The following is a 17,167-nucleotide window of genomic DNA, read 5'->3' as shown; positions in this document are numbered from 1 at the left end:
GGTCTGAAGGGTCGGGAGTGGGAACGGACGCCGCGAGCGGCTGGGCTAACGACGGGTCAGACGCGGCGGCGCTTGGAACGACGGCAACCGTTGTGGGGCAGGGGGGTCACGTCACGGATCAGGGTGATTTCCAGACCGGCCACCTGCAGGGCGCGGATCGCGGTTTCACGGCCGGAGCCTGGGCCACGCACCAGCACTTCGATCTGGCGCATGCCCTGCTCGAGGGCCCGGCGTGCGGCGGCTTCAGCGGCGGTCTGGGCAGCGAACGGCGTGCCTTTACGGGCGCCCTTGAAGCCACTGGCCCCGGCGGACGACCAGGAGATCACCTCACCGGCCGTGTCGGTGATCGAGACGATCGTGTTGTTGAAGGTGCTTTGAATGTGCGCGACGCCGTTGGGGACGTTGCGCTTCGTTTTCTTGGCGCCGGATTTCTTGGCTGGCTTGGCCATGGCAAAGGCCCTGCGGTTGCAGGGAGGTGATCGGAGGACTGAACGGAACACCCTGGTGACGCCCGATGAACCGATGCGGCCGCCAGGCGACCTGGCTGGTGCGATTCGGGTTGCCGTTGCGGCCGAAGCAGCAGCGGCGAAGGGCGGCAGGGTGGGGAGATGGACGAGAAGGGAGCGGAGCCGCAGGAGCGGTGTCGCGTCTTACTTCTTCTTGCCGGCCACGGTTTTACGGGCACCGCGGCGGGTGCGGGCGTTGGTGCGGGTGCGCTGGCCACGCACCGGCAGACCGGCGCGATGGCGGCGGCCCCGCAGGCAGCCGATGTCCTGCAGACGCTTGAGGGCCATGCCCTCCTGGCGGCGCAGGTCACCCTCGAGGGTGTAACCCTCGGCGGCGCCCCGCAGCTTCTGAACATCGGCGTCGCTGAGGTCCTTGACACGGGTGTCAGGGTCAACGCCGGTCTTGGCCAGGATCTGCTGGGCCCGCGTCAGCCCGACCCCATAGACGTAGGTGAGAGCAATCTCGACCCTCTTGTCGCGAGGGATATCGACACCGGCAATCCGAGCCACAGATGAAACGTTCGAATGGGCAAAGGACCCGATGGGGTGCAGTGAGCACGGCCACGGTCGGGTCGGGGAGGAAAGGATGGATCAGCGCAGGGGCGGATCCGCAGAGCTCGTGGAGTAGGGAGGAGCCGGATGGCTCAACCCTGGCGCTGCTTGTGCTTGGGATTGGTGCAGATCACCATCACCCGGCCGTGGCGGCGGATCACCCGGCACTTCTCGCACATTTTCTTGACTGAGGCACGCACCTTCATGGGCGGTGGGCTCTCCGATTTTGCAAACGAGCACCCTATCACAAGGGTCAACCCACCAGGGCTTCGATCCGCTCTGCGATCTCCTCCACCGTTCCCGAGGCTTCCACGGATTCCAGCAGTCCCAGGTTGCGGTAATGGTCGATCAGCGGGGCCGTCTGGGCCTGATACACCTCGAGGCGATGGCGGATCACCGTCTCGTTGTCGTCCACGCGGCCACGGGAGAGCAGCCGCTGCAGCAGCAGGTCGTCATCGAGCTCCATCAGCACCACCAGTTCGATCTGCTGCTGCAGTTCCTCGAGCAGCTCACCGAGCGCCGCTGCCTGCGCCGTGTTGCGGGGAAAGCCATCCAGCAGCCACCCGGCCGTGTGGTCCTGAAGACGGTTGCGCACGATCGCCAGCACCAGGGCATCGCTCACCAACTCGCCCCGGGCCATCACCGCTTCCGCCTCGCGGCCCAGTTCACTGCCCGCCGCCACTTCGCTGCGCAGCAGGTCGCCGGTGGAGAGATGCAGCAGCTCGCGGCGTGCTGCCAGCTGCTGCGCCTGGGTGCCTTTGCCCACACCCGGAGGACCGAGGAAGAGGAGACGTTGCTTCATGGCGGATCGTCAGATGGTGAACCCCGTCGCTGGAGCGGCGGGCGGAACGGAACACACAAGGGGGGGGCAAGTCGTCCTGGCCTGATGAACTACTGCCGCACCAGACCTTCGTAGCGCTGGGAGATCACGTAGGTCTGTACCTGTTTGGCGGTGTCGATCGCCACACCCACCAGGATCAGCAGTGAGGTGGCACCCAGCCCCTGGAAGGTCCGCACCTGGGTGGCGCCTTCCACGGCGGAGGGAATGATCGCCACGGCCCCCAGAAAGAGGCCGCCCAGCAGGGTGAGTCGATTCTGGACACCACTGAGATACAGCGCCGTGGCAGACCCGGGGCGTACGCCGGGAATCGCCACGCCGCTGCGCTTGAGGTTGCTGGCGATGTCGACGGGATTGACCGTGAGAGAGGCGTAGAAGAAGGAAAAGCCGCAGATCAGGGCGAAAAACAGCAGGGCATACAGCCAGGGGGTGCTGCTGTTGGGGTTGAGATAGCCGGCGATGCGGATCAGCCAGGGATTGCGGGTCACGTTGGCGATCGTGAGCGGCAGGAAGACCACGGCCGAGGCGAAGATGATCGGCATCACGCCACCGGCATTGAGTTTGAGCGGCAGATAGCTCTGGCGGGCGGCCAGCAGATTGGCTCCTCCCACCTGGCGTTTGGCGCTCACGATCGGGATGCGGCGGCTGCCCTCCTGCACGAAGATGATGCCCACGATCGTGACCAGAAACACCAGCACCAGCACCACGATGCCGCCCACGGTGGAACGGTCGCCGCTCTGAGCCAGTTCGATCGTCGATCCGAGCGCCCGGGGCAGGGTGGCGACGATGTTCACGAAGATCACCAGGGAGGCCCCCTGTCCGATCCCGCGCTCGGTGATCACCTCGCTGATCCACATCACCACCATCGAGCCCGTCACCAGCGCCAGGGAGGTCTGGATCACGAACACCGGCTCGCTGATCCCCGGCAGGGCGTATTGCCGCAGGATCAGGGCAAAGACCGTGCTCTGGAGAATGCCCCAGCCCAGCGCCACGTAACGGGTGATCTGGGCGATCTTGCGGCGCCCGGCCTCACCTTCGTTCTTCTGAAGATCCTCCAGCTGCGGCAGGGCTGCGGTCAGCAACTGCAGGATGATCGAAGCGTTGATGAAGGGCAGGATCCCGAGGGCAAAGACCCCGAGGGTGGAAAGACCGCCGCCGGTGAAGATGTCCAGAAAGCCGATCAGCTGTCCGCCCCGCTGCAGGAACTCCTGGAAAGCGACCCGGTCGATGCCCGGTACGGGGATGTAGATCCCGAGACGCACGAGCAACAGCAGGCCCAGGGTGATCAGCACCCGGTCCCGCAGACCTTTGGCCTGCACCAACTGGCTGAGGATTTCTCCGGCACTGGGGTTGCGGCCCCGGCTGACGAGCATGGCGAGGAAGGGGAAAGGGGGGGAAGGACCAGGGTGTCAGGGAAACCCTGGCGTTGGCCGGACAAAGCAAAAGCCGTCTGTCGGGCCGTAAGGCGCTGACAGACGGCTCTGACCCTAAGGGTTGCGGATGCGGCTGGTCAGTCGACCAGCTCGCAGCTGCCGCCGGCGGCTTCGATCTTCTGGCGGGCACTGGCGGTGAAGCCGGCGGCCTGGACGGTGAGCTTCACGGTGAGCTCGCCGTTGCCCAGGATCTTGAGGGGATGCTTGGGGCTGGTCACGATGCCCGCTTCCGTAAGGGAGTCGAGAGTCACGACGCTGCCGGCGGCGAGATCGGCGAGGCGGGACACATTCACCACGGTGAAGAACTTGGGGTTCACCAGCGGGAAGTGCTTCAGCTTCGGCACCCGGCGGTACAGGGGCATCTGACCGCCCTCGAAGCCAGGGCGGGTGGGACGACCCGAGCGTGACTTTTGACCACGCATGCCGAAGCCGCAGCTGGCGCCCTGGCCGGCGGCGATGCCGCGGCCCTTGCGGAGCTTGCGACGGCGGGAGCCGGCCTGGGGCTTGAGAGATTGGAGATTGAGCGACATGGATGGCCTCAGGAGTAGATCTGCTCGAGGGAGATGCCACGCTCCTTGGCGGTCTCCTTGTGGGTGCGCAGCTCTTGCAGGGCCACCATGGCGGCACGGGCGTTGTTGAGCGGCGTCTTGGAGCCCAGGCGCTTGGCCAGCACATTCTTGATGCCGGCGAGTTCCAGCACCGTGCGGATCGAGCCGCCTGCGATCACCCCGGTACCGGGAGCGGCGGGGCGGATCAGCACGCTGGCAGCGCCGTCGCGGCCGTTGCTGAGAGTGGGGATCGAGCTGTGGCGGGTGAGGGGCACCTTGACCAGGTGCTTCTTGCCATCGGCAACGCCCTTGCGCACGGCACCGATCACGTCGCCGGCCTTGCCGACACCCACGCCCACCTGGCCGCGCTCGTTGCCGACCACGACGATGGCCCGGAAGCTCATCTTCTTGCCGCCCTTGACGGTCTTGGAGACCCGGCGGATCTGAACGACGCGCTCCTGCCACTCGGAGTCGCGCTCCTGGCCACGACGGTTGTCGCGACCCCGGCCCCCTTTGCGGTCGCCCCGGTTGTCACTGCGGCCGCCGCGGCGCTGTTCCTGCTGCTGGCCTTCGGCCGCAGCGGGAACATCAGCTGCGCCCGGGATGGCGTTGGATTGAACTTGATCGTTGGTTTCGGTCATGGTTGAGAGCAGGGATCAGAACTGAAGGCCCGCTTCCCGGGCGGCGTCAGCCAGGGCCTTGACCCGGCCGTGGTACAGGTTGCCGCCGCGATCGAAGACCACCTGCTGGATGCCCTTTGCGAGGGCACGCTTGGCGACCAGCTGACCGACGACGACGGAAGCTTCGCAGGTGCCGGCGGCCGTGATGCTGGTACGAAGGTCTTTATCGAGGGTTGAAGCCGCACAGAGGGTGTTCTGGGCGGAGTCGTCGATGACCTGGGCGTAGATGTGATTGTTGGAGCGGAACACGGCCAGGCGCGGACGCTCGGCGGTGCCAGTGAGATTGCGACGCAGACGGCGATGGCGCTTCTGGGTCTGCTGTTTGCGGGAGACGGTGGACATGGAAGTACGGGGTAACGACGCTCAGGCAGACCTCATTTCTTGCCGGTCTTACCGGCTTTGCGCAGGATGCGCTCGCCCTCGTATTTGATGCCCTTGCCCTTGTAGGGCTCCGGCGGACGAATGGCGCGCACCTTGGCGGCTTCGTTGCCCACCACTTCCTTGTCAGCACCGGAGACCAGCACGGTGGTGTTGTTCTCCACGGTGAAGCTGATGCCGTCGGGGGGCACCATCTCGACCTGGTGGCTGTAGCCGGCGCTCACCACCAGCTTCTTGCCCTGAAGGGCGGCGCGGTAGCCCACGCCGACGATCTCGAGCTTGCGGGTGAAGCCCTGGCTGACCCCTTCCACCATGTTGGCGACGAGGGTGCGGCTGAGGCCATGGCGCTCACGGGAGCGGCGGCTCTCGTTGACGGGACTCACCAGAAGAGTGTTGCCGTCCTGGGCGATGCTGACGCCCTCCGGCAGGGTGCGGCTCAGTTCTCCCTTGGGACCCTTCACGGTCACGGTGAGCCCCTCAAGGCTCACGGCGACTTTGTCGGGAACGGGGATGGGCGCTTTACCAATACGTGACATGAATCGAACTCCCGGATCAGTAGACGTAGCAGAGCACTTCGCCGCCGACGCCCTGCTTGCGGGCGTCACGGTCGCTCATCACACCCTTGGAGGTGGAGATGATCGCCACACCCAGGCCGCCCAGCACCTTGGGAAGCTGGCGGGTGTTCTTGTAGATGCGCAGGCCGGGCTTGCTCACCCGCTGCACGGAGCGGATCGTGGGCTGGCGGTGCTTACCGCTGTACTTGAGTTCGAGCACGAGATGGCTCTCAACGCCTTCACCCGCTTCGGAGATCTCGGCGATGAAACCTTCCTGCTGCAGCACCTTGGCGATGCTGCGCGCCATGCGGGAGGCGGGAATCTTGGTGCTTTGGTGACGCTTCTCACTCGCATTGCGAATGCGGGTGAGCATGTCGGAAATCGGGTCGTGATTGGCCATGGTCGTGTCCGGAAGAGGGCTCAGTTGCTACGGAACGGCATCCCCATCTCGCGGAGGAGGGCCCGGCCCTCTTCGTCGTTACGGGCGGTAGTCACGATCGTGACGTCCATGCCCCGGATGGCGTCGATCTTGTCGTAGGAAATTTCGGGGAAGATGATCTGTTCCCGGATCCCCAGGGTGTAATTCCCCCGGCCGTCGAAACTCTTGGGGCTGACGCCGCGGAAGTCGCGAATCCGGGGAAGGGCCAGGTTCAACAGACGCTCAAGGAAGGCGTACATGCGCTCACCCCGGAGGGTGACGGCCACGCCGATTGGCATGCCCTGACGGATCTTGAAGCCGGCGATGGCCTTCTTGGCGCGAGTCACCACCACCTTCTGACCGGTGATCGTGGCCAGCTCGGCGATCGAGGCCTCCAGGGCCTTGGCGTTCTGGGCGGCTTCACCGAGGCCCCGGTTGACGGTGACTTTCACCACCTTGGGAACTTCGTGAATGTTGGACAGGTTCAGATCCTTGAGCAGCTTGGGCTGGATCGTCTCCCGGTAGCGCTGTTTGAGTGACATGACGGGGGGAGGGGAATGCACTTCTGGTCGGGGTCAGAAGGCGGAAGGGATCGGGAAGATGGAGTGGAGGGTGAAGCGTTAGCTGTAAAGGCTTCCAGCCAGAGGTGTGGCCTTGGCTGCAGGCGGCGCAGGTCAGTCGAGAACTTCGCCGGTCTTCTTGAGGCGGCGCTTTTTGGTGCCGTCGGGCTCCACCACGATTTCAACGCGGCTAGCCACCTTTTTGTCGGTGGAATAGAGCATCACGTTGGAGGCATGCAGCGAAGCTTCCTCGGTGATGATGCGGCCGGTTTCGCCCTCCTGGGTGGGCTTGACGTGGCGGGTGCGCAGGTTGATGCCTTGCACGATGACGCGGTTCTCGATCGGCAGGGTGCGCAGCACCTCGCCGGTCTTGCCCTTGTCCTTGCCGGAGATCACCTGCACGGTGTCGCCCTTCTTGATGCGCATCTTGATGCGCGTCTGGGGCTTGACTTTGGGGGTGGCAGTGGCCATCTCAGATCACCTCCGGAGCGAGGGACACGATCTTGGTGAAGTTCCGCTCCCGCAGTTCGCGGGCCACGGGGCCAAACACGCGGGTTCCCTTGGGATTGTTGTCAGTCCCCAGGATCACGGCGGCGTTGTCGTCGAAGCGGATGGCGTTGCCGGTTTCGCGGCGCAGGGTGGCGCGGGTGCGAACCACCACGGCCTTGACGACATCCGACTTCTTGACGCCCATGTTGGGCATGGCGTCCTTGACGGCGGCAACGATCACATCACCCACATGGGCGTAGCGACGGTTGGTGCCCAGCACACGGATGCACTGGATGCGCTTGGCGCCGCTGTTATCAGCGACGTTGAGGAAAGTTTCCTGTTGAATCATCGGGATGTCCTGCTCAGTTGCTGCCGGGGGCCGGGGCGGCACCGGTGGTGGACAGGACCTCGGCCACCATCCAGCGCTTGGTGCGGCTGAGAGGGCGGGTTTCGGTGATGCGGACCCGATCGCCGACGCGGCAGGCGTTGCCTTCGTCGTGAGCTTTGTAGCGGGTGGTGCGGCTGACCGTCTTTTGATAGATGGGATGGGGGAAGCGGTTTTCCACCGCGACCACCACCGTTTTATCCATCTTGTCGCTGACGACGGTGCCGACCCGTTCCTTGAGTGCCATGGGAATGGGGGAGGAAATCAGGAGGCGCTGGAGCGCTGACGCTCGCTCTGCACCGTGAGCAGGTGAGCCAGCTTGATGCGGGCTTCCTTGAAGCGATGCGGATGTTCCAGGCGGCGGGTGGCCTGCTGGAAACGCAGATCAAACAGGGAACGCCGGGTGGCGTCGATCTGTTCGGTGATCTCGCCCTCGGTGAGCTTGCGCACCTCGGCGATGTCGGGAAGGGCCATGATCAGGACTCCACTGCGATGGCGGCCTGGTCTTGGTCTGCAGGTTCCTGATCGGCCAGGCTCAGAAACTTGGTTTTGACGGGCAGTTTGTACTGCGCCAGCCGCATGGCCTCCCGGGCAATGGTTTCGGTGATCTCAGGACCACCCATCTCAAAGAGGATGCGGCCGGGTTTGATCACCGCCACCCAGAATTCCGGGTTGCCTTTACCGGAACCCATCCGGGTTTCAGCGGGGCGCATGGTGACCGGTTTGTCGGGGAAGATCCGGATCCAGATCTTGCCGCCCCGCTTGACGTAGCGGGTCATCGCTCGGCGGCTGGCTTCGATCTGGCGGGAGGTGATCCAGCCACATTCCTGGGCCTGCAGGGCGAATTGCCCGAAAGCGATGGTGTTGCCGCGGGTGGCGGTGCCGCGCATGCGGCCCCGCTGCTGTTTGCGGAATTTGACGCGTCGTGGACTCAGCATGGTTCAGGCCTCCTGATCACTCTTGGTTCGAACGGTCTTCGAACTGTTGGGGCCGACGGCTGGCCCGGCGCTTCGGGGCTGCCCCCACGGGGAGCTTCTCCTGCTGGCCCGGAAGCACTTCGCCCTTGAACACCCACACCTTGATGCCAAGCACGCCGTAGGTGGTGGTGGCCACCTTGGTGGCGTAGTCGATGTCGGCACGCAGGGTGTGCAGGGGCACACGACCTTCACGGGTCCATTCCGTCCGGGCGATCTCGGCGCCGTTGAGGCGTCCGCTCACCTGGATCTTCAGGCCCAGCACGCCGGCGCGCTGGGCGCGCTGGACAGCCATGCGCATCACGCGGCGGAACGCGACACGCTTCTCCAGCTGCTGGGCGATGTATTCAGCCAGCAGAAAGGCGTCGGCATCGACCCGCTCGACTTCGACCACGTTGATGCGGACCTGACGGCTCGTATCTCCGAGGGTCTTCTGGATGCCGCTGCGCAGATCCTCGATACCGCTTCCCTGGCGGCCAACCAGCACGCCGGGGCGTGCGGTCTTGAGTTCCACTTCGAGCTGGTCGGCCTTGCGCGAGATCAGCACATCGCTGATGCCGGCAGAGCCGTATTTCTTGTGGATGAACTTGCGGATGCGGTCGTCCTCCTGCAGGAGGGTGGGATAGGTACGACTGGGGGCGTACCAGCGGGACCGGTGCTCCTGGGTGATCCCCAGGCGCAGTCCGGTTGGATGGATCTTGTGTCCCATCGTTCGGTGTCCTCGGGGGTCAGGTGGTGGGAGCAGCCACAGCAATGCTGATGTGGCAGGTCTGTTTCTTGATCGCGTAGGCGCGACCCTGGGCGCGGGGCCGGAAGCGCTTCATGGAGGGACCCATGTCGGCGCTGGCCTGGCAGACCACCAGGGTGGCCGGATCGAGACCGAGATTGTGCTCGGCATTCGCCACTGCGGAGCGCAGCACCTTGGTGATCGGGCCGGTGGAGCGGTAAGGCATGAACTCGAGCATGATCAGCGCCTCGCGGTAGGTGCGGCCGCGGATCTGATCGAGCACCCGACGGACCTTGGAGACGGAACCGCGGATGTAGCGGCCGTGAGCCAGGGCTGGGCTGTTGGGGGTGATGTTGGCCATGGCGTCAGCGACCTCCTTTCTTGTCCTTGATGTGGCCCCGGAAGGTGCGGGTGGGGGCGAATTCCCCCAGCTTGTGACCGACCATCTGCTCGGTCACGTAGACCGGCACATGGCTCTTGCCGTTGTGAACGGCAATGGTGTGGCCGATCATCATCGGCAGGATGGTGGAAGCGCGTGACCAGGTCTTGATCACGGACTTGTCGTCGGCGGCGTTCTGCTTTTCGACCTTCCGCAGAAGGCTGTCTGCAATGAACGGACCTTTCTTGAGTGAACGTCCCATAGCGGTTTAAGCGGAGAGCAAAGCGGTGGGTTACATCAGGAATCGCGTCCGCCACGGCTCCGCTTGGAGGTGCGGCGACGTTTCCGGAGCACAAACCGATTGCTGGGTTTGTTCCGCTTACGGGTTTTGAGGCCCAGGGCCGGTTTGCCCCAGGGGGTGACAGGGCCGGAGCGGCCGATCGGGGCACGGCCCTCACCACCACCATGGGGGTGGTCGCAGGGGTTCATGACCGAGCCACGCACCTCAGGACGACGACCGAGCCAGCGCTTGCGGCCGGCCTTGCCGAGGCTGGTGTTGCGCATCTCGGAGTTGCCGACCTCGCCGAGGGTGGCGTAGCACTCACGCCGCACCAGGCGCACCTCAGTGGACGGCAGCTTCAGGGCGACATAGTCGCCTTCCTTGGCCACCACCTGGGCGCTGGCACCGGCGGTGCGCACCATCTGGCCGCCACGACCGGCGTACAACTCGACGTTGTGGACGTTTGAGCCCAGCGGGATCGACGACAGGGGCAGGGCGTTGCCGGTCTCGATCGGGGACTCGGGTCCGGAGACCACCTGCTGACCGATCTGGATGCCGGCCGGCGCCAGGATGTAGCGCTTCTCACCATCGGTGTAGAAGAGCAGCGCCAGACGGGCGTTGCGGTGGGGGTCGTAGTGGATCGCCGCCACTTTCGCCACCACGCCGTGCTTGTCGCGACGGAAGTCGACGAGGCGATAGAGACGCTTGTGGCCGCCGCCGCGGTGGCGGCAGGTGATCACACCGCGGTTGTTGCGGCCCTTGCGGCGGTGCTTGGCCACCACCAGACCCCGTTCACGGCCGCGACCGGTGACTTCAGCGAAGTCGGTCGCGACCCGGGTGCGGGTGCCGGGAGAGGTGGGACGGTAATTACGGATTGCCATGGTGTTTCAGACCCCTCAGGACTCAGGGAACAGCTGGATGGCATTGCCTTCGGCCAGGCGCACCACCGCTTTCTTCACCTGGGCGCGCTTGCCGGCGAATCGCCCCACCCGCCGGGTGCGGCGTGGTGGATTCATCGTGCTCACACCCACCACCTTGACGTCGAAGAGGGATTCGATCGCCGCCTTGATGTCGGGCTTGGCGGCGCGGTGATCCACCTCAAAGGTGTACTGGTTCAGCTCGAGGGCCCGGGTGGCCTTCTCGGTGATCAGCGGCCGGCGGATCACATCCGCGAGCCGGCCTGCAAATCGTTCAGCCATCGCCGTAGACCTCCTGAATCTTCTCGAGTGCTTCCTCACCCACCACCAATTTCTTGGCATTGAGCAGATCGAACACGTTGAGCTGATCAGCGGCGATCAGCTTCACTTTTTCGAGGTTGCGCACCGACAGGCGCACCGCCTCGTTGGCCCCATCCAGCACCAGCAGCACCTTCTGGCCAGCCTCGATGCCGAGACGGCCCAGGGCGGCGGTGACCTCACGGGTCTTGGGGGCCTCAAGCTCGGCACCGAAGCCCTTCACCACGATGAGGTCATCGAGACGGCTCATCAGGGCGGTACGCAGGGCAAGGCGACGTTCCTTGCGGTTCATCGCCAGGTTGTAGCTGCGCGGCTTGGGGCCGAAAATCACACCACCGCCCGGGCGGAGGGGTGTACGGATCGAACCCTGACGGGCGCGGCCGGTGCCCTTCTGCTTGTAGGGCTTGCGGCCACCACCGGCCACTTCGGCCCGGGTCAGGGTGCTGGCCGTGCCCTGCCGGGCATGGGCCAGTTGCCGCACGACGGCGCGATGCACCAGATCGGCGGCGGACGTTTCCTTGGCGACTTTGAGCTCAAGTGAAGCCTTGCCGGCTTCCTTGCCCTGCCAATCGCGAACAACACATTCAGCCATGGTTCTCCTCCTCAGGTCGCGGCCTTGGCGCCCACCCGTTTGGCCGGGCGGATGTTGAGCAGGGCGCCGGGCTTGCCGGGCACCGAACCCTTGACCACCAGCAGGTTGCGCTCGGCATCCACCTTGAGGATGGTGAGGCCACGGGTGGTGATCTGTTTGCCGCCGTAGCGGCCTGCCATGCGCTTGCCGGGGTAGACACGGCCCGGCGTGGTGCCGGCACCGGTGGAGCCGGGTTCGCGGTGGTTCTTGGAACCGTGGGTCATGGGGCCGCGGCTGAAGCCGTGGCGCTTCTGATAGCCGGAGAAGCCACGACCCATGGTGTCGCCACTCACATCGACCTTCTGGCCCGCCTCGAAATCGGAGACGGTGATGGGGTTGCCCAACTCAAGACCGTCGAGGTTGTCGACGCGGTATTCGCGCAGGTGGCGAACGGGTTGGTCACCGGATTTGATCTGGTGGCCCTTGGCGGGCTTGTTGACGAGCTTCTCGCGAATCTCGCCGAAACCGACCTGCACGGCGGTGTAACCGTCGGTGCCGTCGCTTTTGAGTTGGGTGATGCGGCAGGGACCAGCCTCGATCACGGTGACCGGGATGGATCTGCCCTCTTCGTCGAAGAACTGGGACATGCCCAGTTTCTTCCCAAGAATGCCGATGGACATAGGAAGGGGAACGACGCCAGCAGGACCACCGCAGCCCCCGTGCCGCAAGGCACCGGTGAAGCGGTGAAGCTGAATTCGGGATGTCGCAGAAACGGCCGGAGGCCGGGGCTAGCGAAGCGAATCAGCGGGCTGGGACTTGCGGCGGGAGTGGTCCGGCTCTGAACAGAGCCGCTCCTGTCAGCAGTTTCCCGGCGGATCGCACAGCGATAATCGCTGCTGGAGCCGCACTGGCCGGGAAGCTCACCTCCACGGGCGAGCTTTGTGCAGAGCTCTGGAGGCCCGGCTAGCGGACGGGCACAGATCTGCAGCACAAGAAATCAATATAGCATTTGGTTGAGATGACCCTGTTGAGCTCTGCCTGGATCTGGCGCAGCGGCCTCCCGGATCCTCTGCCGCTTGCCTCCAGGGCTGTCAGACTGGTGTCTGCCACCGTTCCTCCCGCTCCGATGCCCCTGCTGCTCACCGGCCGCGGTTTCCGACAGGACCTGGAGAACGCCGGCGCCCTTGCCTTGTTCGTGCCCCTGGAAGGTGGTTCCGAAACCCGCTTGCTGCGGCGTCTGCGGGCGGCCGGCTACCGGGCTCAGCTCACCACGGCCCGCGGCCTCGGAGATCCCGAGGCCTACCTCTTCCAACTGCATGGTGTGCGCCCGCCCCATCTCGGTCACCAGAGCGTTGGCCGCGGCGCGGCGGTTGGCGCGGTGCAGCGGGTGATGCCCCAGCTGGGAAGCCTGCTGGAAGGCGAGGCACCCATCCTGCTCTGGTTGCTGGAGGGGGCCGTGCTCTCCAAGGCCGAACTGGCCTCCCTGGTGGCGCTCAGCCGGCGCGAGCCGCGCTTCAAGGTCGTGGTGGAGATGGGCGGTGCCAGGTCGTTGCGCTGGCAGCCCCTGGCCGAGCTGGCGGATGGCTGAGCTCCAGCCATCTTCCCTGCGGGGCTGAGGGTGCGGCTGGACCCCCTGGCCCTTCCTGATCGTGCCCTGGCCGGCGGGTACTGGGTCAAGTGGATCGGCGGTGCCAGCAATCAGGATCTTGGCGCCCTTGAGGATCTGGCCGGCATCTACACCCTCGCCGGGGTGCATTGCCTGGATCTGGCGGCGGATGCCGCCGTGGTGTCGGCCGCACGGCGTGGGATTGCCTGGGCCCGTGAGCGCGGTGCCGCACAGCCCTGGCTGATGGTGAGCCTCAGTGATGGGGACGATCCCCATTTCCGCAAGGCCTGGTTCGATCCCGCTCGCTGTCCTGCGGACTGCCCGCGCCCCTGCGAACGCGTCTGTCCTGCCCTCGCCATCGGGCCCTCCGGCGGCGTCATCACCAGCCGCTGTTACGGCTGCGGTCGCTGCCTGCCGACCTGTCCGCTTGGGCTGATCGAGGAGAGGGCTCAAACGGTGGAGGGTGCCCTGGTGCCCGCCTTGCTCGCCCAGCTCCAACCCGATGCCGTGGAGATTCACACCCAGGCCGGCCGCGGTGAGGCGTTTCGGCAGCGTCTCGCCGAGGTGGACCGCAGTGGCGTCCCCTTGCGGCGCCTGGCGGTGAGCTGTGGCCTGGAGCGGGGTGCAGGCGTGTGCAGCGGGGCAGGGGGTGCGGGGGAGTCGCCACCTCCTGCGCCGCCTGGGCCCGAATCATTGGCGGCTGAGCTCTGGCAGCGCCATGCGGCGCTGCGGTCCTGCGGTTTTCGGCCGCTCTGGCAGCTGGATGGCCGTCCGATGAGCGGGGATGTGGGTGATGGCACCGCTCATGCCGCCGTGCGCCTGCTTGAGGACCTGACTCCTCTGGCTCCTCCCGGGCCGTTGCAGCTTGCCGGCGGCACGAATGACGGCACCCTGCCGCGGCTGGAGGCCCTGGGTCGGCGTCTGGGCCGCCGCCGGGCTGGCGCCGCCGGTGTGGCCTTCGGCAGTGTGGCCCGCCGTCTGCTGCAACCCCTGCTGCAGGAGGCGGCCAGCCGCCAGCGGCCGCTGCTGGAGGAGGGCGACCTCTGGCCGCAGGCCCTGACGCTTGCTGACGCGCTGGTGCGTCCCTGGTTGCCGCCAGCCTCCTGATCCCCAGATCCGCCGGCGGACGCCGGGCCGGAACTGCTGGCTAGAACGGGCATCGAGGTCTGCCGTCCGTCCCTACCAGCCGGCCTCCCTGCCCCTGTGGCCGATCCGACCCTGCTCCGGCGCACCACCGACGATCTCGACCGGTTGCTGGAGGTGCTGCCGCCGGTGGTCCAGGAATCCCTGCTGGCGATCGACGGCCATGAGCAGCTCCTGGAAGTGGTGCTCGATCTGGGTCGGGTGCCGGAGGCCCGCTATCCCGGCCGGGCGCTCGACCTGGGCAGCCGGGCGATCAGCCGCGGCGATCTGGCGGCCGTGCTGGATCAGCTCGGTCCCTTCGGTGGCGACAACCGGGCCGGCATCGAGCGCACCTTGCACCGCATCAGCGCCATCCGCAACCGCAGTGGCGATGTGGTGGGGCTCACCTGCCGGGTGGGCCGCGCCGTGTTCGGAACCGTGGCGATGGTGCGGGATCTGCTCGATTCCGGAGAGTCGTTGCTGTTGATGGGCCGGCCCGGCGTGGGCAAGACCACCGCCCTGCGGGAGATTGCCCGGGTGTTGGCCGATGAGCTGGCCAAGCGGGTGGTGGTGATCGACACCAGCAACGAGATCGCCGGTGACGGCGACATCCCCCATCCCGCCATCGGTCGGGCCCGGCGGATGCAGGTGGCTCGACCGGAACTGCAGCACCAGGTGATGATCGAGGCGGTGGAAAACCACATGCCGGAGGTCATCGTGATCGATGAGATCGGCACCGAACTCGAGGCCCAGGCCGCCCGCACCATCGCCGAGCGGGGCGTGATGCTCGTGGCCACGGCCCACGGCAATGCGTTGGCCAACCTGATCAAGAACCCCACCCTCTCCGACCTGGTGGGGGGAATCCAGTCGGTGACGCTCGGCGATGAGGAGGCCCGCCGCCGCCGCAGCCAGAAGACGGTGCTGGAGCGGGCGGCTGAACCCACCTTCCCCCTGGCGGTGGAGATGCACAGCCGCAGCCGCTGGCTGATCCACCGGGATGTGGCCGGCACGGTGGATCTGATGCTGCGGGGCCAGAGCGCCCGCCCCCAGATCCGTGAGCTGGGCAGTGATGGACAGGTGCACTGGCAGGAGTCAGCCCCCGCGCCAGCCCGGGGACCCGTGGCGCCCCATCGTCCGAAGGCAGCGGCTCTTGCTCCGGTGCCGCTGCCCGATCCCCGCCAACCGGTTCTGCATCGCCGCTCTGCGGCCGTCTCGCCGACCCCCGCCGAGTTCGCTGACCCGGACTCGCAATCGGAGCTGAACCCGGAGCTGAACCCGGAGCTGGACCCGCAGTCGGTGGCGCCGGTACAGGCGCCGTTGCGGCTGCTGCCGATCGGCATCAGCCGCCACCTGCTGGAGCAATTGCAGCGCAGCCGCCGCTGGTCGCTGCAGCTGGTGGATGGCCTCGAGCAGGCCGATGTGGTGCTGAGCGTGCGTCAGCAGCTCGGCCGCGATCCGGAGGGACGCCGTGAGGCCCAGCGGCTGGGGCTGCCGATCCTGGTGATCAAGTCCGACACGCTCGCCCAGGTGCAGCGTGGTGTCGAGCGCCTGCTGGAGCGCCACCGGCGCGGCCCGGTTCACGCGTCGGTCGGTGAGCTGGAAGGGCCACGATCGAGGCTGGGGCACGGCAGTGCCGCTCACGACGATGCCCTGGCGGCCCTGGAGGAATGCCGCCTGGCGGTGGAGCAGGTGGTGCTTCCCCATGGCCGCCCCGTGGAGCTGTTGCCCCGCAGTGAGCGCGTGCGGCAGATGCAGGCCGAGCTGGTGGGTCGCTATCGCCTGCGCAGTGCTGTGTTCGGCCGCGGCCTGGAGCAGCGGTTGCGGGTGTTCCCGGCCTGATCGGAGTGCGGCCTGGCCCGGTGCTGCGGCCGGGAGATTGACGAAGGACCGGGCGCTGTGGGTAACTATCTGAGCACCGGCTCAAGGCCGGAGCCGACCGACGATCGCCGCTTCGGAGTCCCTGCTCCCGAACTGCCTCGCTCGAGCGCTTTGGGCCGTCGCCAAGTGGTAAGGCAGCGGGTTTTGGTCCCGCCATTCCTAGGTTCGAATCCTAGCGGCCCAGTTTTTTCAGTCTGTTGTGGCGATTTCGCCTTCCCCGACCCCATTACTCGTCTTCGATTTCGACGGTGTGCTGGTGGATGGCATGGCCGAGTACTGGTGGTCATCCCGCCGGGCCGCCCTGCGGCTGGATCCTTCGCTCTGTCTTCCTGAGCAGGCCCCTGCCGGCTTTCTGCAGCTGCGGCCCCTGATCCACAAGGGCTGGGAGATGGTGCTGATGGCCGCCGAGCTCGGCCGTTCGGACCTGGATCTGGCAGCCTTGCTTCAGGACTATGCCGCGTCTCTGCCACCGACCCTGGAGCGGCGGGGCTGGAGGGCGCCGCAACTGCAGCAGGCGCTCGAACAGGTCCGCAGCGAGGCGATTGCCAACGATCGGCAGGCCTGGCTGGCTCTGCATCGTTTCTACCCCGGGGTGCCGGAGCGGTTGCGCCGGCTGGCATTGGAGGGGGCTGACTGGGCCGTGCTCACCACCAAGGGCGGGGCCTTCGCCGCCGAGCTGCTGGCCGCTGCCGCTCTCGAACCCCGCGCCGTCTACGGCCATGAACAGGGCAGCAAGCCGGATGTGCTGCTGCGCCTGAGGGCTGAGGTGGCCTCGATCGGATTTCTGGAGGATCGGCGTCCAACCCTGGAACAGGTGCGAGCCACGCCCGGTCTTGAGGCGGTGGTCTGCCTGTTGGTGAGCTGGGGCTATCTCGGCCCCGACGACGCCTGCGCACTGCCCCAGGGCATCGACCTGCTGACCCCGGAGTCCTTCGCCGCACCGCTGGCGCGCTGGCCCGGATTCGCTACAGTACGCCCGTACTAGACTGGAGGCTGGGCTTGGGCGTGTTGGCGCAGTGGTTGGAGTTGTGCAGTGGGTGCAGCGATCGCGGTG

General features: G+C 66.4%; 27 protein-coding genes and 1 tRNA gene. 5 read left to right on the top strand and 23 right to left on the bottom strand.

What is annotated here, in order from left to right; genetic code table 11:
• Positions 1-56: 56 nt before the first annotated feature.
• From rpsK to rplC, 23 genes are all read right to left on the bottom strand, one after another.
• Complete coding sequence (gene rpsK, locus VB777_RS04690) at positions 57-449, bottom strand: 30S ribosomal protein S11 (RefSeq protein WP_010311626.1); 393 nt, start codon at positions 447-449, stop codon at positions 57-59.
• A 201-nt stretch (positions 450-650) separates the two neighbouring features.
• A complete protein-coding gene (gene rpsM, locus VB777_RS04685; RefSeq protein WP_197157063.1) occupies positions 651-1,016 on the bottom strand; it encodes a 30S ribosomal protein S13 in 366 nt (121 codons plus the stop codon).
• A 134-nt stretch (positions 1,017-1,150) separates the two neighbouring features.
• Positions 1,151-1,264 carry a 50S ribosomal protein L36 gene (gene rpmJ, locus VB777_RS04680; protein WP_007100636.1) on the bottom strand — a complete coding sequence of 38 codons (114 nt, stop codon included), beginning with the start codon at positions 1,262-1,264 and terminating at the stop codon, positions 1,151-1,153.
• Between the two features lie 47 nt (positions 1,265-1,311).
• Positions 1,312-1,860 (bottom strand): adenylate kinase, encoded by a 549-nt coding sequence (locus VB777_RS04675; RefSeq protein WP_322757700.1) that lies wholly within the window; start codon positions 1,858-1,860, stop codon positions 1,312-1,314.
• A gap of 89 nt (positions 1,861-1,949) precedes the next feature.
• A complete protein-coding gene (secY, locus tag VB777_RS04670) occupies positions 1,950-3,269 on the bottom strand; it encodes a preprotein translocase subunit SecY (protein ID WP_197171717.1) in 1,320 nt (439 codons plus the stop codon).
• Between the two features lie 137 nt (positions 3,270-3,406).
• Complete coding sequence (rplO, locus tag VB777_RS04665; RefSeq protein ID WP_197157058.1) at positions 3,407-3,859, bottom strand: 50S ribosomal protein L15; 453 nt, start codon at positions 3,857-3,859, stop codon at positions 3,407-3,409.
• An 8-nt stretch (positions 3,860-3,867) separates the two neighbouring features.
• Positions 3,868-4,518, bottom strand: a complete 651-nt coding sequence (gene rpsE / locus VB777_RS04660) for a 30S ribosomal protein S5 (RefSeq protein ID WP_197157056.1) — start codon at positions 4,516-4,518, stop codon at positions 3,868-3,870.
• A 15-nt stretch (positions 4,519-4,533) separates the two neighbouring features.
• Positions 4,534-4,899: a 50S ribosomal protein L18 gene (rplR, locus tag VB777_RS04655; RefSeq protein ID WP_197157054.1), complete on the bottom strand. Its 366-nt coding sequence runs from the start codon at positions 4,897-4,899 to the stop codon at positions 4,534-4,536.
• 32 nt (positions 4,900-4,931) lie between these two features.
• The gene (rplF, locus tag VB777_RS04650; protein WP_197157052.1) at positions 4,932-5,471 is read right to left on the bottom strand and encodes a 50S ribosomal protein L6; all 540 of its coding nucleotides are present in this window, start codon (positions 5,469-5,471) and stop codon (positions 4,932-4,934) included.
• Between the two features lie 16 nt (positions 5,472-5,487).
• Positions 5,488-5,889, bottom strand: coding sequence for a 30S ribosomal protein S8 (rpsH, locus tag VB777_RS04645; RefSeq protein WP_197157050.1), 402 nt, complete (start codon positions 5,887-5,889; stop codon positions 5,488-5,490).
• 20 nt (positions 5,890-5,909) lie between these two features.
• Positions 5,910-6,449 carry a 50S ribosomal protein L5 gene (rplE, locus tag VB777_RS04640; protein ID WP_197158908.1) on the bottom strand — a complete coding sequence of 180 codons (540 nt, stop codon included), beginning with the start codon at positions 6,447-6,449 and terminating at the stop codon, positions 5,910-5,912.
• Positions 6,450-6,581: 132 nt separating this feature from the next.
• Positions 6,582-6,938 carry a 50S ribosomal protein L24 gene (gene rplX / locus VB777_RS04635; RefSeq protein ID WP_197157049.1) on the bottom strand — a complete coding sequence of 119 codons (357 nt, stop codon included), beginning with the start codon at positions 6,936-6,938 and terminating at the stop codon, positions 6,582-6,584.
• A gap of 1 nt (position 6,939) precedes the next feature.
• Entirely contained in the window at positions 6,940-7,305 is a 366-nt protein-coding gene (gene rplN / locus VB777_RS04630; protein WP_197158907.1) for a 50S ribosomal protein L14, read from the bottom strand.
• 13 nt (positions 7,306-7,318) lie between these two features.
• Entirely contained in the window at positions 7,319-7,588 is a 270-nt protein-coding gene (gene rpsQ / locus VB777_RS04625; RefSeq protein WP_197157047.1) for a 30S ribosomal protein S17, read from the bottom strand.
• 17 nt (positions 7,589-7,605) lie between these two features.
• The gene (gene rpmC, locus VB777_RS04620; protein ID WP_197157045.1) at positions 7,606-7,815 is read right to left on the bottom strand and encodes a 50S ribosomal protein L29; all 210 of its coding nucleotides are present in this window, start codon (positions 7,813-7,815) and stop codon (positions 7,606-7,608) included.
• Positions 7,816-7,817: 2 nt separating this feature from the next.
• Entirely contained in the window at positions 7,818-8,279 is a 462-nt protein-coding gene (gene rplP, locus VB777_RS04615; protein WP_197157043.1) for a 50S ribosomal protein L16, read from the bottom strand.
• Positions 8,280-8,295: 16 nt separating this feature from the next.
• A complete protein-coding gene (gene rpsC / locus VB777_RS04610) occupies positions 8,296-9,024 on the bottom strand; it encodes a 30S ribosomal protein S3 (protein WP_197157041.1) in 729 nt (242 codons plus the stop codon).
• Positions 9,025-9,043: 19 nt separating this feature from the next.
• A complete protein-coding gene (gene rplV, locus VB777_RS04605; protein WP_197157039.1) occupies positions 9,044-9,403 on the bottom strand; it encodes a 50S ribosomal protein L22 in 360 nt (119 codons plus the stop codon).
• A 4-nt stretch (positions 9,404-9,407) separates the two neighbouring features.
• On the bottom strand, positions 9,408-9,683 hold the full coding sequence (rpsS, locus tag VB777_RS04600) for a 30S ribosomal protein S19 (RefSeq protein WP_197157037.1): 276 nt from the start codon (positions 9,681-9,683) through the stop codon (positions 9,408-9,410).
• A gap of 35 nt (positions 9,684-9,718) precedes the next feature.
• The gene (gene rplB, locus VB777_RS04595; RefSeq protein WP_197157035.1) at positions 9,719-10,582 is read right to left on the bottom strand and encodes a 50S ribosomal protein L2; all 864 of its coding nucleotides are present in this window, start codon (positions 10,580-10,582) and stop codon (positions 9,719-9,721) included.
• A gap of 15 nt (positions 10,583-10,597) precedes the next feature.
• On the bottom strand, positions 10,598-10,900 hold the full coding sequence (locus VB777_RS04590) for a 50S ribosomal protein L23 (RefSeq protein ID WP_323247386.1): 303 nt from the start codon (positions 10,898-10,900) through the stop codon (positions 10,598-10,600).
• Positions 10,893-11,528 (bottom strand): 50S ribosomal protein L4, encoded by a 636-nt coding sequence (gene rplD / locus VB777_RS04585; protein ID WP_197157032.1) that lies wholly within the window; start codon positions 11,526-11,528, stop codon positions 10,893-10,895. The genes VB777_RS04590 and rplD overlap by 8 nt, the downstream gene beginning before the upstream one ends.
• 11 nt (positions 11,529-11,539) lie before the next feature.
• Positions 11,540-12,187: a 50S ribosomal protein L3 gene (rplC, locus tag VB777_RS04580; protein WP_197157030.1), complete on the bottom strand. Its 648-nt coding sequence runs from the start codon at positions 12,185-12,187 to the stop codon at positions 11,540-11,542.
• A gap of 446 nt (positions 12,188-12,633) precedes the next feature.
• Here rplC and VB777_RS04575 point away from each other — a divergent pair, with 446 nt between their 5' ends.
• The 5 genes from VB777_RS04575 (at position 12,634) to VB777_RS04555 (ending at position 17,098) form a co-directional block, all read left to right on the top strand.
• Complete coding sequence (locus VB777_RS04575) at positions 12,634-13,095, top strand: NAD(P)H-quinone oxidoreductase subunit N (RefSeq protein WP_323247455.1); 462 nt, start codon at positions 12,634-12,636, stop codon at positions 13,093-13,095.
• Between the two features lie 36 nt (positions 13,096-13,131).
• The gene (locus VB777_RS04570) at positions 13,132-14,220 is read left to right on the top strand and encodes an LdpA C-terminal domain-containing domain (protein WP_416238308.1); all 1,089 of its coding nucleotides are present in this window, start codon (positions 13,132-13,134) and stop codon (positions 14,218-14,220) included.
• A gap of 96 nt (positions 14,221-14,316) precedes the next feature.
• Positions 14,317-16,074 carry an AAA family ATPase gene (locus VB777_RS04565; protein WP_323247383.1) on the top strand — a complete coding sequence of 586 codons (1,758 nt, stop codon included), beginning with the start codon at positions 14,317-14,319 and terminating at the stop codon, positions 16,072-16,074.
• 151 nt (positions 16,075-16,225) lie between these two features.
• Positions 16,226-16,297, top strand: a tRNA-Gln gene (locus VB777_RS04560).
• 81 nt (positions 16,298-16,378) lie between these two features.
• Positions 16,379-17,098, top strand: a complete 720-nt coding sequence (locus tag VB777_RS04555) for an HAD family hydrolase (protein ID WP_323247453.1) — start codon at positions 16,379-16,381, stop codon at positions 17,096-17,098.
• Positions 17,099-17,167: the final 69 nt, after the last annotated feature.

Origin of the sequence: Synechococcus sp. CCY9202, from assembly GCF_034931685.1 — a bacterium.
Classification (GTDB): Bacteria; Cyanobacteriota; Cyanobacteriia; order PCC-6307; family Cyanobiaceae; genus CBW1002.
This window is presented reverse-complemented; position numbering and strand designations above follow the sequence as displayed.

Coding starts and splice junctions, on each gene's coding strand:
- rpsK (WP_010311626.1), bottom strand. CDS start 449: ATGGCCAAGCCAGCCAAGAAATCCGGCGCCAAGAAAACGAAGCGCAAC.
- rpmJ (WP_007100636.1), bottom strand. CDS start 1,264: ATGAAGGTGCGTGCCTCAGTCAAGAAAATGTGCGAGAAGTGCCGGGTG.
- VB777_RS04675 (WP_322757700.1), bottom strand. CDS start 1,860: ATGAAGCAACGTCTCCTCTTCCTCGGTCCTCCGGGTGTGGGCAAAGGC.
- secY (WP_197171717.1), bottom strand. CDS start 3,269: ATGCTCGTCAGCCGGGGCCGCAACCCCAGTGCCGGAGAAATCCTCAGC.
- rplO (WP_197157058.1), bottom strand. CDS start 3,859: ATGTCGCTCAATCTCCAATCTCTCAAGCCCCAGGCCGGCTCCCGCCGT.
- rpsE (WP_197157056.1), bottom strand. CDS start 4,518: ATGACCGAAACCAACGATCAAGTTCAATCCAACGCCATCCCGGGCGCA.
- rplR (WP_197157054.1), bottom strand. CDS start 4,899: ATGTCCACCGTCTCCCGCAAACAGCAGACCCAGAAGCGCCATCGCCGT.
- rplF (WP_197157052.1), bottom strand. CDS start 5,471: ATGTCACGTATTGGTAAAGCGCCCATCCCCGTTCCCGACAAAGTCGCC.
- rpsH (WP_197157050.1), bottom strand. CDS start 5,889: ATGGCCAATCACGACCCGATTTCCGACATGCTCACCCGCATTCGCAAT.
- rplE (WP_197158908.1), bottom strand. CDS start 6,449: ATGTCACTCAAACAGCGCTACCGGGAGACGATCCAGCCCAAGCTGCTC.
- rplX (WP_197157049.1), bottom strand. CDS start 6,938: ATGGCCACTGCCACCCCCAAAGTCAAGCCCCAGACGCGCATCAAGATG.
- rplN (WP_197158907.1), bottom strand. CDS start 7,305: ATGATTCAACAGGAAACTTTCCTCAACGTCGCTGATAACAGCGGCGCC.
- rpsQ (WP_197157047.1), bottom strand. CDS start 7,588: ATGGCACTCAAGGAACGGGTCGGCACCGTCGTCAGCGACAAGATGGAT.
- rpmC (WP_197157045.1), bottom strand. CDS start 7,815: ATGGCCCTTCCCGACATCGCCGAGGTGCGCAAGCTCACCGAGGGCGAG.
- rplP (WP_197157043.1), bottom strand. CDS start 8,279: ATGCTGAGTCCACGACGCGTCAAATTCCGCAAACAGCAGCGGGGCCGC.
- rpsC (WP_197157041.1), bottom strand. CDS start 9,024: ATGGGACACAAGATCCATCCAACCGGACTGCGCCTGGGGATCACCCAG.
- rplV (WP_197157039.1), bottom strand. CDS start 9,403: ATGGCCAACATCACCCCCAACAGCCCAGCCCTGGCTCACGGCCGCTAC.
- rpsS (WP_197157037.1), bottom strand. CDS start 9,683: ATGGGACGTTCACTCAAGAAAGGTCCGTTCATTGCAGACAGCCTTCTG.
- rplB (WP_197157035.1), bottom strand. CDS start 10,582: ATGGCAATCCGTAATTACCGTCCCACCTCTCCCGGCACCCGCACCCGG.
- VB777_RS04590 (WP_323247386.1), bottom strand. CDS start 10,900: ATGGCTGAACGATTTGCAGGCCGGCTCGCGGATGTGATCCGCCGGCCG.
- rplD (WP_197157032.1), bottom strand. CDS start 11,528: ATGGCTGAATGTGTTGTTCGCGATTGGCAGGGCAAGGAAGCCGGCAAG.
- rplC (WP_197157030.1), bottom strand. CDS start 12,187: ATGTCCATCGGCATTCTTGGGAAGAAACTGGGCATGTCCCAGTTCTTC.
- VB777_RS04575 (WP_323247455.1), top strand. CDS start 12,634: ATGCCCCTGCTGCTCACCGGCCGCGGTTTCCGACAGGACCTGGAGAAC.
- VB777_RS04555 (WP_323247453.1), top strand. CDS start 16,379: ATGGCCGAGTACTGGTGGTCATCCCGCCGGGCCGCCCTGCGGCTGGAT.